General features: G+C 61.6%; 10 protein-coding genes. 1 reads left to right on the top strand and 9 read right to left on the bottom strand.

The genetic code is table 11. The features are described from left to right. Positions 1-22: 22 nt before the first annotated feature. From QRN52_RS24015 to QRN52_RS13420, 5 genes are all read right to left on the bottom strand, one after another. On the bottom strand, positions 23-166 hold the full coding sequence (locus QRN52_RS24015) for a glutaminase (RefSeq protein ID WP_502869709.1): 144 nt from the start codon (positions 164-166) through the stop codon (positions 23-25). 163 nt (positions 167-329) lie between these two features. Then, complete coding sequence (locus QRN52_RS13435) at positions 330-1,913, bottom strand: PucR family transcriptional regulator (protein WP_350225151.1); 1,584 nt, start codon at positions 1,911-1,913, stop codon at positions 330-332. A gap of 526 nt (positions 1,914-2,439) precedes the next feature. After that, positions 2,440-3,855 carry an MFS transporter gene (locus QRN52_RS13430; RefSeq protein ID WP_284753243.1) on the bottom strand — a complete coding sequence of 472 codons (1,416 nt, stop codon included), beginning with the start codon at positions 3,853-3,855 and terminating at the stop codon, positions 2,440-2,442. Positions 3,856-3,957: 102 nt separating this feature from the next. After that, a complete protein-coding gene (locus tag QRN52_RS13425; protein ID WP_284753241.1) occupies positions 3,958-4,668 on the bottom strand; it encodes an NAD(P)H-dependent oxidoreductase in 711 nt (236 codons plus the stop codon). A gap of 41 nt (positions 4,669-4,709) precedes the next feature. Further along, a complete protein-coding gene (locus QRN52_RS13420) occupies positions 4,710-5,042 on the bottom strand; it encodes an ArsR/SmtB family transcription factor (protein WP_284753239.1) in 333 nt (110 codons plus the stop codon). A 395-nt stretch (positions 5,043-5,437) separates the two neighbouring features. Between QRN52_RS13420 and QRN52_RS13415 the strand changes: the two genes are divergently transcribed. After that, positions 5,438-5,794, top strand: coding sequence for a hypothetical protein (locus tag QRN52_RS13415; protein WP_284753237.1), 357 nt, complete (start codon positions 5,438-5,440; stop codon positions 5,792-5,794). Positions 5,795-6,641: 847 nt separating this feature from the next. Here QRN52_RS13415 and QRN52_RS13410 read toward each other — a convergent pair. From QRN52_RS13410 to QRN52_RS13395, 4 genes are all read right to left on the bottom strand, one after another. Further along, a complete protein-coding gene (locus QRN52_RS13410) occupies positions 6,642-9,005 on the bottom strand; it encodes a beta-ketoacyl synthase N-terminal-like domain-containing protein (protein WP_284753236.1) in 2,364 nt (787 codons plus the stop codon). A 3-nt stretch (positions 9,006-9,008) separates the two neighbouring features. Beyond that, positions 9,009-10,010, bottom strand: coding sequence for a hypothetical protein (locus tag QRN52_RS13405; RefSeq protein WP_284753235.1), 1,002 nt, complete (start codon positions 10,008-10,010; stop codon positions 9,009-9,011). Between the two features lie 74 nt (positions 10,011-10,084). Beyond that, entirely contained in the window at positions 10,085-11,329 is a 1,245-nt protein-coding gene (locus QRN52_RS13400; protein ID WP_284753233.1) for a DUF6365 family protein, read from the bottom strand. Further along, positions 11,326-13,389: a GNAT family N-acetyltransferase gene (locus QRN52_RS13395; protein WP_502869708.1), complete on the bottom strand. Its 2,064-nt coding sequence runs from the start codon at positions 13,387-13,389 to the stop codon at positions 11,326-11,328. Before QRN52_RS13395 ends, QRN52_RS13400 begins: the two co-directional genes overlap by 4 nt. Positions 13,390-13,433 lie beyond the last annotated feature (44 nt).

Genomic DNA, 13,433 nt, shown 5'->3' with positions numbered 1-13,433 from the left:
CCAGCCCGTGCGGTCAGTGAGTTCAGCGAGTGCCGCCATTCCGGCAAGAGAATTGCACCGGGGACCAGAGTGCACCTTGGTCATCGGCACTCAACGCCATGGCTAGAGTGAAGACTTTCGAAATGCTCTGAATCGAGAAGGGCACGTCGGCATCGCCGGCACTGATGACGTCGCCTGCCGTCGTGGCAACAGCGATCCCGAACCGGTCGAAGGCGGCGCCGACAGATGTGGAATGCTGGTCGGTACCGACCCGTGTTCATTCCGAGGCCGGTGCCTCTGCACAATGTCGGCCAACACCAGTCCAAGGGGACTTGAATGGAGGGGTGTTGTCATTTCTTACCCACTTGCTCCCTATACATATCGGCCCACTCTTGAACATGCAGTAGGGCCACCAATGAATGGCGTGGATCCGTGAAATCCAGACCAGTCATGCGTCCGACCTTGCTGATCCTGTAGTAGACAGTGTTCTTGTGGAGTCCCATTCGATGGGCGCACTCGGCGACGTCCAGGGACTCCTCGAAATAGATACGCAGCGTCTCAGCGAGATCAGGGTCGTCACGAAGTAGGCGCCAAAGGGTGGGGTGCCGAAAGGTTGAGCCACTGAAGCTGACGATGGCGTCACGAAGAAGGATCTCAACCTCAAAATCATTCTCGACAGCCACCGCAGTATGACCGGCACGGCGCATGGCGCGGAGCAGAGCCTCGGTCTTGGCCGTTGTTGAATGAAGCGCAGACAAGTCACGTGCCACTTGTCCAATGGCCACAAATGGTGTGATCCCCAGGTGCTTTGTCGCATCGCCGACGATAGCCTCTGCCAAGCTCCGAAGCCCGGCTTTCGCGTTCGAGGACTGCAGTCCGGGGATGACCACTGCTGTATCGCCCTTGAATTGGCCAACCATCGCCGACGCTTTGTAGGCCGCGGCATGAATCGACGCGAGGTTGGCAAGTTCTCCATGCCGAAGGGCCGCGTCGTCAGCCTGCGTCTCATCGGCCGTCATTCCTATCAGGAGCAGGACGGCCGGCCGATTCGCGGGCATCTTCTCACTGTGAGCAACGGCAGCGGCCTCGGCCGGACCTGAAAGGATACGAACGATGCGGTCCTCCCGCATCGTTACCGCCTGATGATTGCGGTAGCGGATCAGCTCGGCGGCAGCCCGCGTTGCAGAGCCAGTCAGAACATGTTCTACGTCTTCAGCGAAACCATCCCCCGTTTCCTGGAGCCAGACATACCCCATGATGCGGTGACCGGCGAACAAAGTGACGGCCACTCGCTCCCTCAGTCCCTCCTGCGGTCTGGCCGGCACCCGAACAGGAAGGCGTGTCCGGTGCAACTCGCGGTAAGCGCCAATGTCCTTAAGCAGCAGTTCATATTTCCGAGGACCACGCCGGGCCAAAATCGACGCCTTTCGAAGCTCGTCGATGTCATTGGTTACCGTCGAGTAGGCTAGGACTTTGTTCGCTGCGTCCTCGATAACCACATGGCTGGACGTCAGGCGCGCAGTCGTTTGAGCGATGGCGAACAGATCTTCCTCCAGAAGCGTCAACACTTCGCTCTGGTAACTCCGTGGATGCACCCGGTCGTTGACAATTGCTACAAACCGGTCCCAGTCCGTGCCAGGGTCCACCCCCAGAAGGCCGGTCCCAGTGTCCCTGAGCAGCTCCTCGACTTCTGCCAACTCCTCATGGCCTCCCTTGATGGCCAGCGCCAGAGGAGGGTTGCCAAGAAGCCGGCGAACGGCAGGAAGAGCAGACCGCCCCCGGACTCCAACCAACAGGACCAAGGCCGCTCGGGGATCGACCAACGTGTCGTCGGCTTCGACGATCAGCAAGCGCTTAATCCGAAGATTGGCGCACGTTGGTCGAAGAATGAGGCTGGCGCATCCTGGCGGGAGATCCGACAGGATGTCATCCACGGTAGCTGTCGCCATGGCGTTCCTTCTTACATTGCAATTCCGGACCGTTGTCCGGATTGCCCATGTTACTTAGAACACATCCGCCTGCGTTTTATGTTGTGGACCTAATACTTTTGAGTCATTTCGGTCTCCCAACCAATGCGGGCAAGCGATGACCGGCCGCGGTACGAAAACCATGACATATCGGCGAAACATGTTGATCAGAACCGATGGCTCGGTCATAATCGGGATCGCGGCGGCCGCCCCGCAGTATGCGTCCCGGCCTCCCAGGCCGGAAAAGAACCCAACCAGCCCGGCCTGCGCCGGGACTGGGTCCTGGATTGGGTTGCCGGGCGTTTCCTTTGGAACTGCCGCCCGAACGGAAGTTGCCATGACCATGTCTTACCCCTTTACTTCAACACGATGACAAGTCCTGTTTACTTCAACACGGTCCAATTCCGTGCCTTTCCGACCGCCAAGGTTCCGTGGGTGAGGGCCGCATCCGCGGCAGGGTCCCCCGCGTCAACTCTGGCGGTCGGTGGTGTCCTCAGGCCGGGGCTTTGCTGCTGGCCGGCAGCCGCAGGAAGATCGCGACCACGACGGCGGAGACCAGGCAGATGGCCGCGTTGATGCCGATTGCGGCCTGGAGTCCGGGAAGGAGCGTGGAAGCGGCGAAGGCAGTGACGATTGCGGACATGACGGGGGTGCCGAGGGTGATGCCGACCTGCTGGCTCATGGTGATCAGACCGGTGGCGAGGCCCTGCTGTTCGACGGGGACTCCGGTGGTGGCGGCGACGGCGTAGCCGACGATCGCGACAAGGTTGGCGACCCCGCCGATGAAGGTGACGGCCAGTAGCGGAATGACCCAGGCCTGGTTGTCGGAGACGAACGCGAGCGGGAGTGTCGCGGCGCCCTGGACGATGAAGCCGATGACGATTGCGTTCTTGGAGTTGGTCTTTCCGATGACCTTCGGGGCGATGAGGCCGCCCAGGACGGTCCCGATGCCGAGCCAGGCGAAGATCAGGCCGGCGGTGACGGCGTTGAATCCGAGGGTTTCCTGCAGGTAGAGGGTAAGCGGGAACACCAGCGAGGTCTCGGTCGCGAACGCAAGGAGCCCGGCGAAGTTGCCCCATGCGATGTTCCGGCGCTTCAGCAGCGCGGGGGCGAGGAGGGGTTCGGCGACGCTGGATTCGATCCGCAGGAAGACCGCGAACAGGATCACGGCTGCGAGGATCGGGCCCCAGGCGAGTGGGTCGGCCCATCCGGTCTCACCGGCGGTGGTGATGCCGTAGACGAGGGAGACCAGGGCAAGAGTGACGGTGATCGCGCCGGGAGTGTCGAGGCGGGGTCGGCGTTCGGTGGGCTTGTCGGTCAGCGCGAACGGGGCCGTAACCAGGACGAACAGGGCGACGACGACGTTGATGAAGAAGGCCCAGCGCCAGCTCACCAAGCCGGCGAGCACGCCGCCGAGGGCGGCTCCGGTGGTGAACCCTGCGGCCATGAGGGCGCCGCTGAGGCCGAGGATGCGGGCGCGGGCGGGTCCTTCGGCGAACATGGTGGTGAGCAGTGACAGGGCTGCCGGGGTGACCATGGCGGTGGCGAGGCCCTGCCCGACGCGGGCGGTCAGCAGCAGCACGGGTTCGGCGGCGAGGCCGGCGACGAGGGAGGAGGCACCGAGCAGGATGATGCCGAGGATGAACAGGCGTTTGCGGCCGAACAGGTCGGCAACACGTCCGAAGAACAGGGTGAATCCTGCCGCGCACAGGGCGAACGCGGTGACGATCCATTGCAGGTTCGCGGTGGTGAAACCGAGGTCGCGGCCGATGTGCGGCAGGGCGACGTTAAGGACAGAGAAGTCCACGGCGAGGGTGAAGTTCGCCGTGAGCAGCACGGCGACGGCCAGACGCTGGCGGACGGTAAGCCGTTCCGCCGCCCTGGTCGCGAGCAAAGTATTCTCGGTCATGGTCGTGTATCCCTTTCTGGAGCGGTATCCGGAAGTCCGGAAGGGCGCAGTTGAGCTGCGGACGTGCATGATGCACTGTCCGCTGCCGTGATGGTCAGACGATTACGAGGTGGCAGTCAGGTCGCGGTAACGCGTGGAAGCCGCCAGGGGCCGGTGGTGAAGGTTGCCGAAAGCGTGCCGCACCCGGTGGAGCGCCTCTGCCCGCCGGGCATCGTCCAGGTGGGCAGGGCCGTAGGTGATGATGGGTTCAAGGGCGTCGTAGCCGACGAACTCGAACATTCCGCGGTGGATGTGGAAGAGGAAATCATTGATGTCGCCGAAAGCACCGTCCGGGGCGAAGGCGTCCGCCGAGCCGCCGGTCGTGGCCAGCACCACCGCACGCCGCCCGGTCAAAGCGGCCTGGTCGAAGGCGCCGAGGTCCCCGCCGCTGACGCCGCCCATGACGAAGACCCGGTCCAGCCAGCCTTTGAGGATCGCCGGCAGGGAGAACCACCACAGCGGGAACGAGAGCACCAGCAGATCGGCGCGGAACACCGCGTCCAGGTCGGCGCGGACGTCTGCCGGCAGGGTCCCGTCCTTCACGGCAGTCCATTGCTCGCGCTGCGGTTTGAACGGCCCCTCGAACGGCTCGAACTCGCCTCGGTCCAGGACCGGCTCCCATTGTTTTGCGTACAGGTCGATGAACTCGACGGCGTAACCCTGCGCCCGCAGGGACTCGGCCGCAGCGTGCGCCTGTGCGGTGGAAAACGAGTCAGTCTCGGGGTGGGCGTGGATGATGAGCGCCGAGGCGCGGGTGTCAGTTTGCGTGCTCACCCGCCAAGCATATCTATAAATCGCGATATGTCGATATGTTGCTAGGCGTTGCCCGCAACCCTGTCCCCCACGCGGCGCAGGAGACTCTCGTTGCGCCTGTAGTGCGTCCACTTGCCCACGCGGGTGGACTGGACCAGCCCGGCACGCTCCAGGGTGGTCATGTACGAGGAGACCGTCGATTGGGCAAGGCCGCTTTTGGCCTGGATATGGCTGACACAGACACCGACCTCGATCCGGTCGGCGATGGGATCATAATCGGCGAACTCGGCCGCCGGGTCGCGGAGCCAATCCATGATCTGCAGGCGCACCGGATTGGCCAGAGCCTTGAGCGCGTCAAGCAGCTCATCGGCAGAGAGACGGTCTTCGTCACTCATGGCACACACCTCCTCGGCTAACAGTCTATCCACCCGTTTCGCACCCAAAGCGTCCGCCGGAGATCCGGAATTCAGGTCACCCAACAAACAACGGTCAAACGCCTTCGATCGTGTAGCGTCGCTCGGTCCCGGTTGTGGCGCTCCCCCATTCGCTACTCGCGGCTCGGTCGTGGTGAGCTTTGGACGCCGTGGGATCGCCGAACATTCATCAACCTGCCGCACCAAAGGACTGCCGGTACGGCTCACACAGAAGAAGATACCCCGGCCCCGGCTCGCTCCGGCGCAATGTGGCGGGCGGCCCGAAGCCGGCGACGCTGGGCTGGCTTTCACATCTCTTTTTGGCGGTGCCGTTAGCGCAAGAGGAACGACTAACGGGCGGAGGTTAGGCTGAGACGATGAACCCTGATTGGATCGAGCACCGCCGCAGTGGAGACCGCGAGCTTCTCGGATGGGTCGTTATTGAGGACGATGGCTTCGTGGCGGTGGACTTGCTCGGCCGGACGCGGACAGATGTTGTCGACTGGCTGACCGCCGAGGAGGCGCTCGATGCAGCGGGCATAGGGTATCTCGCTGAGCCGTACGAGCTGCTGCTCGACGATGGACGCTGGCTTTCGGTGCGCCTCACCGAAGTCTCTCCGGAGGCAATCAAAGTAATGAAGGACGACTGGGGTGCCGTGGACGCACCTCAGTTGCACTTCACGCTTCCCTTTCCGATGCCAGCCCGGCTCCGGGCATCCAAGACGTCCTCCTGACCCGTCCGTCACGCGAACACTCGACAAACGGCGCCATTGGGCTGCTGACGCCGGCTACTGGCAGACCAAGGCGGCGCGCCTGACGGTCGCACCGTGGTTTGGCATCTGGCTACACTACCCGGGCGGACCACAGGTGGCCGGTATCCGCGATGCTGTTATGGCCGGATCGGCCCCGAAACGACCCTATGTCAATTCGGTCGCTACCCCCAGCACGAGGGCGGTCGCCATCGCGTCCGCGTCATCGACGTAGAAAGGGAGCTCTTCTACACCATCAAACGCGTGTGTTCCCCACCCGCTATGCAGCGAATGTGGCAACTTGAACTCCCCCTGCAGGGGTCTTCTTCCTGCTTTCCCAGAGGCTTTCCAGAATGCCTCGGCCACGGCCCAGTGAGTGATCGACAGCTCGAAGTGGGCTTGCGTTGTCCTCGCCAGCCATCTCAACGCTGCCGGACGATGGACGTGGTGTTGAACATCGATTCCGAGAGGCACCCTGCATTTCGCAACCGCGGTCCGGCCCGTCGTGTGACTTGCAGACCACCACATCCGGCACGACCCGCAATGGAACCGACCAGTCAATGCCTCCACTACAAGCGTTGGCTGTCGACAGCACCCGGAGGTTCTTTGCAGTTGCCGGATGAAGCGTCTGCCTTCCCCTGACCTCGGCGGTTCAGCCTTTGGTCCGTCGACGACGTACCAGGCTTCCAGCCCAAGGTCGTGACCGCCCCCTGGGATCCCGGCCTTCAGATCAATCAGTTGTATAGGTCGAAGAATCCGGGACTCGCTTCATCTTTGGAGGGAAGACCGGGCTCCGAAAGAAGCCGGCACGCTGAACCGAGTGCATCCGTTGTCACACTTCCACCACAACCGATTGGTAGTTTCCACCTATTTCCATCGAGTTCACCAAGACCCGAAGAGGCCGGTTCTTGTCGATTTCCGCCGATGCGTCGTGCTTGTTGCCGAAGTAGTCTGTCGCAACTGCTTCGCCGCGGGATTTCATCCACATCGATTGGTGGACTCCCAATAGTGCCGCGGTGGACTGCGTGTCCCCAAGCATGGCCTTGGGAGCACTCACCGGCACTTCCCCCAAACCCAGATCGAGGATGGCTTTGCGTTCCAGGTCGTCGATGCTGCTTCGGCCGGAGGCCGCCGCCACGATGACGTCAATATCGCGGTTCTCCAGTCCAGCAGCCCGGATCGAATGGGACATGGCGCGACACCATGCGGTCGAGTCCTGTTTGACGTTCCCGCAACCGCTGTCGTCTCCGGCGAAACCGAACCCGAGAATACGGCCTAGAGCCGGGATTTGCTGTCCTTCGTCTGGTTCTAGGAGGACCGCCGCAGCAGCACCGCTGTAGATGCGGCCACTGTTGCCGAAGGGGACGAGAACGCCCTGGCTCAGATACCCTTCAATCCGTGCATAGCCTGCCAGGAGCGCGGTGGAGGTTTCGTCGGCCGACAGGACTATCACTCGGTCACAAGCCCTCGAGGCGATGAGCTGCTGCCCGAAGTGAAGGGCGCTGACTGCGCTTGTGCTGCCGGCGCAGAAGGTTGCGGTCGGCCCTTTTAGTCCGTGAAGGAGTGCCACGTGGCCGGCGGATGCGTTCATCACGGTGTTGGGGAACAGCCGCGTATTTCCGACCCCGTCAGTGATTAGTCCCCGCTGGAACGCCTCAACGGTGGACATCGGGCCCGAGGCCGTGGCGAAAATGAGCCCGGTCTTCTGGACGTCATTCCGGCTGAGGGATCGTTCCTTCAACAACTGTCCCACTACAGACGCAGATCGCTTACTCAGGGCGTCGAGACGCCGCAACGCTGTGGGGTTGATGCCGGATTTCTGGACCGACTCAGGAATTTCAGCAATCGGGAAGGGGCCATACTCGTCAATAGAGACTGAATTGTTTCCGTAGAGCGGAACTCCGCTGAATAAGGCATCGGCGATGGCGTTGGAGGTCCCGGCTGTCCCGACCATGGCTCCCATGGCCGTGATCGCAACCTTCCGAGTGGGCGGCGTTTTCTGCTCGGCTTGGTTGTCTCTGTTTCGGAATACCAACGTTGAGTTGTTTCCTCCGAAGGCGAATGAGTTGGAGAGCGCCAAGGAGATTTTGGCCGGACGGCCCGAGTGGGGGACGGCGTCAAAGTCCAGGTCGCCCTCGAAGTCTTCCGGTATGACGGTCGGCGGAAGAACTTGTTCCCGCAGGGCCATCACTGTGGTGACGGCCTCCACGGCGCCTGCAGCCCCCAGAGTGTGGCCGATCATCGATTTGGTGGAGCTCATCGGAATGTTGTGTTCCCCGAGATGCATCAGGATCTTCTTTTCACCTCCATCGTTTGCTGGTGTTCCTGTTCCATGGCCATTGATGTAATCGATCTCTTGCTCGGTCGCGCCAGCCATTTCGAGGGCTGAGGTCATGGCTGAGAGTGCGCCGCGGCCGCGGGGATCCGGGGCTGTTGGGTGGTGGGCGTCGGCGGACAGCCCGTACCCGGACAATACGGCCAGGACCGAAGCATTGCGCGCGTGCGCGGCCTCGACCCTTTCAAGGACCAGGAATCCGGCGCCCTCCCCGAGAGTCAAGCCTTCGCTCTTGCTGTAGGGCGCGCAATCCCGTGGCGAGAGGGCTCCAAGGCAGGAAAAGCCCCCGAAGGACAGGTATGCCAACGGGTCGACGCCGCCGACAACGACCATGTCTGCAGCGTCGGTCCGCAAGTATTCCAGGCCATTGGCAATCGCGACCGACCCTGCAGCGCATGCGTTGGAGTGAACGGTTCTGGGCCCGAACAGTTTGAAATGCCCGGCGAGGTAGTCCGCTGTTGAGTGCAACGGGTACTGGCGCAGCAGCCCGGTATTTGCTTGGCGCAGACCGCGGGTGAGCCATTGACGGTGAAATTCCTCGCCCCGTCTGGCTCCCCCGAGGGAGGTCCCGATCGCCAGTCCCGTGCGATGACTCTCATATGGGTTGCTCGCGATCAGGCCGGCTGAAGTTAGTGCCTCTTCGAGGGCGATGCGACTGAGGACTATGCAGCGGTCGTTAGTAGGATCCTCATCGACCGCTTTGGAGCGCACCTCACCTGCTCGCGTGCTGAGGAGTCCCGAGTGGGGTACGACCCCTACCGTAGACAAGCCCGATTCTCCTGCGGCTATTTTGCTCCAGCATTCCTCAGCGGTATCACCAACAGCGGTCAGCATTCCTATTCCCGTGACCACGACCGTCATTGCTCAAACACCGATCTGCTGGGTCCAGGACCGCGGATCTACGGACGGGCGTGCAACTGTCGACACGATCCGGCTGCCGACTGTCAGTGTCAGTCCCGGTACGCAGTAGGGGACGTCTAGCAGGAGAAGCCCGAAGCCTGAACCGAGGCCGGCGCTTGGGGTCGCAATCTGGACTATGCCCACCGCGATTCCTTCGTCCGTGACAACGGACCCTTGATCTGGAAAATGGTCACCGTCGCACACAGCCGCAACAATCTTGCGTGAAGGTGCCTCTAGAACGATTCCGGCTTTGCCCCGGAAATCATCATCGCGGTTTGGGGTAGCCATCCACTGAATACCGGCTTCAAAAATGGTGAGTCCCCGCGCCTGTGACGGGAGAACAGGGTGGTTCACCTCGGCCTGAGCCCTTTGGAGCACGGCTGGGTCGATAGCGCCACCTCCGAGGCGTTCTGCGCGCCCGACAAGCTCGGCCATAACCGAAGAACGCTCCACCGATGATGTCACGACAAGATAGCCGTACTCGGCTGTGGTTCCGATGCGGATCACAAGGCACTCCACGCCGTCCAGCTTCCCGTGTCGCCACTCGTTGAGAAGGATTTCCGACATAGGTTCGTTCGTGATGCCCTCGACAGCCTGCCAAGACAGTGGGCCCTCAACTGCGATGACGCCCGTCAGGTCGTCGGCCTCGTTTGCGTAGGTCCCGTCGAGTCCTTGGTCTTCGATGGCGGACCTCGCAGGCGCCAGAAGAGCGGTCTGCGAGTCCGCGATCACGACAATCGAGTCCTCATCCATGACGACAAGAGACGCCCCTTCGACAGCACCAGATTCGGCCAGAATCAAGGATTCGACGACGGTACCGGGCTCCGCGAACTCCGTTTGTTTGGCGAGCAGCCACGACAGGAGCTGGCCGCGATGCGTACCAGTCAGACGAACGGCTTCTCCTCCCCTGTCGTATACCGCGGCAGAGTTTCGGATCGCTGCGTAGCTTTCATTTGTGGTGAGCATGTTTCTCCTTCGGTGAGCTTTCGCCAGGAACGGATCGGCGCATTGGCTCGTCTTCTGATGCGGTGGATTTTCGATTACAGGTTCAGGCGTTCCAGGAGCATTGTCGACGCCATCGGTAGCCCGGCGATTTGGCGGTTGAGAGTCTGCGATGCGGGTCCGAACTTGATTCCCACATGTTTCCGGATGGCGGAGGCGCAGGCGTCCAGGTCGTAGATTTCAGCTTTGGGTACTGATGCAAGGTATTCGTTGTTGGTTAGAAGCGGAGCCAATTCGTCGGCCCAGCCAAAGGGGTTAACGAGGAATCTGACGTCGAACCCAGGAAAGTATGACTCCATCTGGGCGAGCCACTCGGTGGAGAAGGGGTCTGTGGAGCGATCGTTGCTTTCGTTGACCAAGGCCAGGGTCGCGGTGCCAAGTGCAGCCGCCTTGCCCATGGCACCGGAAGTCAGGTTGTCCGTGACGTACAGATCAGCGGCCGCCAGGATGTCAACAAAGTCATCCATGGGCTGGTACGAGGACGGCAGGAATTCAACACCGTTGTAATAGGTTGCGCTATTGCCTCCCGCTGACACCTCCAGGACAGTGATGGGCAGCCCGACTCTGCTGAACATCTCTGCCGACCACCGGTTCCTAAGATCCCTGTACGTATCCGAATCCGCGTCTTTGCTGATACGCCCCAGTAGCCCGTATGCGGAGGTGGCCCAGTTGGATTGGGCAACAACAACCAGCGACCGTTCCTGGCTGATCCCTAATCGGTCGAAGACGGCCTCTTTCGCTTGCCGCGCCTCCAGTAGAGTTCCGTAAAGGTTGAAAGAGTCGTCGGCGCGTCCAAGCCCGGCAACCGGTACCGGCCGGATCAGGTTCATCTCTTTTGGAAGTCCCGGGACCACAGTCTCGGGATGGAACCAACGGTGTATGGGCTTCATGGACGGTTGTCGGGACAGTGCCATCTTCATGATCGATTCCGAAGGCCCCAAACACAAAGAGTCCAACGTTACGACGGGACGATTCAGCCGAAGGACAGTCTCAAGAGGGAAGTTTGCTCGCTCGAGCGCAAACAGGTGATGGTCAGCAACGACGATTCCTGCTGGATTGAGGTCTTTCAGGATAGCCAGCGTTGTCTCCTGGTTCCGGGAGCCGCGGGGCAACGCGCGGGCTGACACGCCGGAACGCCGCGCAAGATCGAGATACTGTTCCGAAACGAGAAATTCGCTGGCGACCTCCGCAGGGAGTTGCCTCGCCACCGTGATCGCGTTCTGAAGCTCGCCAAAGCTGAACTTCCCCGGGCAGAGGAAGACGACGGGGGTGCGGATCGTCATCGGTCCATCTCCGCGAGAGCCGCGGATCGATGCGGCAGAATGCTTAGCTTCCAACTGCATTTCCCGGTTTCATTCTCGATACGTGACAGCAAAGAGAGGTGAATGCCTTTGGGCTCGGAGCGGACGAAGATTTCCTGGTTCACTCCAGCAACTGTCCGCGCGACGAGGTAGCCGCCGTTCTGCAACTCGATGGCGATGCGTGTCGTGCTGAGCGACCATGGGCGATTCGTTGCCTCCACAACCCACTTCTCGGTGCCTTGGCCGCCGAAAAGGATGGAAGCGCCGGGATTCGTTGCAGGGGTGACATAGAACGCCATGTCCGTTGGCGTGTTCCGGAACGCGAAGTCTGCGGAGATCTCTATAGCAGGGGTTGCCCCTTCGTTAAGGGTTACTGTCCAGAAGTCCTGCACAGTTTGGTCGCCAATCGGCCCGAGTGGAAGGGCCGATGCCCTGCCGACCCACTCAACACCCTGTTCGGGGCTGTCTCGCGGGGTGCATGTTGCGGCCCAAAGTCCCGCCGTCCAGTCGGTCAGCGAACCCCAGCTTCGGACACTGGGATATGGGCTGGAGAGAATCTCATTGCCCTGATGGGACCAGCCGATGATTCCTCTGGCAGACTCTGAGTAGCGCAGGCTCATCTGTTCCCCGCATTCCAGAACGTCCCTTCCCTGACGCTCGGAAGGGTGCCAAGACGGCGGGAGGCACTCGCGGGGCACGGAACAGTCGGGCCGCTGTACCCGCCTGACCTTTTCAACGTTCAGGCCCGCTGGAGCCAAGAAGCGATGCGGTCGTTCCCAGCCCTGGGCTGGGCTCACGCTAATGTCGTAGGTCAGCGGGATGTTCGCCGGTCGCCGGAACTGGGGAAGGTGGTTGCCTTCGTGCCGGACCGTCGTGCCAGCAGGCCAACTGGTGTCAATGACCATACTCGAGTTGCGCCATACGGATCGCACAGCCTCCGAGTTGCTCGGGATCTCATCGACGCAGGCCTCGAAATCCGTATAGTCGGCAGGCCAGATGCCGCGGACCGCGGGGCCGCCCACCCAGGCTTCACTCATCGTGAGGATGTATTTTTCGGCCATCCGCATCGAGACCCAGGGGCTTGCCACAAGCTCGCGGTCGCCGTCCTCGCTCAGAAGGTTGGAACTCACGGACATCTGCCCATCGGTAAACCTGATTAGCTTCGAGACCGTTCCGCTTTCTCCGGCGGATGTCATGAGCCAGCTGTCTTCAGCGGTTTCGAGGTGGACAGGGATCCGGTGGGGCCGACGCCAGCCCGTGGAGATATCTCCTCGAACTACGGGCCAATGATCAACCAGGGCCGGCCCGGGCAGTTCCGGGCCATAAATGCGTACGGAACCGAAGCTGTCCACCTCGGCGATGATCCCGTGTCCCAGGGTCCGGGAGGCCAAGACCTCAGGTCCACCAAGTTGGTCAAGTCCAGGGTGAAGAGGGAGGTCCCCGATGGAACCGGAGATGGTGTCATAGCTGAGTGTCCTTCCGGACTCCATGTCTATGTTCGCCCGCAATTTGAAATCCCCCGCGGTCAGGTCATAGCTGACGACAACTGCCCCGTCAGCCTGAACCCCTACGCCCGATGTCGGCGTCATGTCCCGCCCTCCCCCGGCATTTCGCCAGTTGAAACGCGGCAGAACTCCACTAAGCTCTTCGCCCACGTTGCTGCGCAGGAGATCTCCAATGACGCCGGGAAGGTGACTGACAAGCTCGACGTATCCGTCCTCATCCGCTCTGGCGTCCGGAAGGGCGCGGAACCCCACACGAAGGTAAAGCGGGAAGGCCTTCTTGTTTGTAGGGTTAGCCTCTATCCTCATTGCGCGCGTACCTTTAGCGACGAGCTTTTCGAAAGACTTCACGAACAGATTTCCCGCCAGCATGGAGTTCCGGTGCCTGGGATCCAAAACAAAAAGACCGGCAAAGACCTCCCCCTCCCGGGTTACGCGTCTTCCGGATCCGCGCATGAATCCGATGCACCCGATGATTTCCTCACCGTCTGAAGCGACCATGAATAGTTCTGGCGCTCTCTCGGTGAGGACGGCCGACATGCTTTGAGGTCCAAGCTGGGTGAGCCCGTGATGCGGGCCGTAAC

The organism is Arthrobacter sp. efr-133-R2A-120 (genome assembly GCF_030209835.1).
Classification (GTDB): Bacteria; Actinomycetota; Actinomycetes; order Actinomycetales; family Micrococcaceae; genus Arthrobacter.
Note: the sequence above shows the minus strand (reverse complement) of the source record. Positions and strands in the feature narration are given on the sequence as shown.

Coding starts and splice junctions, on each gene's coding strand:
- QRN52_RS13430 (WP_284753243.1), bottom strand. CDS start 3,855: ATGACCGAGAATACTTTGCTCGCGACCAGGGCGGCGGAACGGCTTACC.
- QRN52_RS13420 (WP_284753239.1), bottom strand. CDS start 5,042: ATGAGTGACGAAGACCGTCTCTCTGCCGATGAGCTGCTTGACGCGCTC.
- QRN52_RS13415 (WP_284753237.1), top strand. CDS start 5,438: ATGAACCCTGATTGGATCGAGCACCGCCGCAGTGGAGACCGCGAGCTT.
- QRN52_RS13410 (WP_284753236.1), bottom strand. CDS start 9,005: ATGACGGTCGTGGTCACGGGAATAGGAATGCTGACCGCTGTTGGTGAT.
- QRN52_RS13405 (WP_284753235.1), bottom strand. CDS start 10,010: ATGCTCACCACAAATGAAAGCTACGCAGCGATCCGAAACTCTGCCGCG.
- QRN52_RS13400 (WP_284753233.1), bottom strand. CDS start 11,329: ATGACGATCCGCACCCCCGTCGTCTTCCTCTGCCCGGGGAAGTTCAGC.
- QRN52_RS13395 (WP_502869708.1), bottom strand. CDS start 13,389: ATGTCGGCCGTCCTCACCGAGAGAGCGCCAGAACTATTCATGGTCGCT.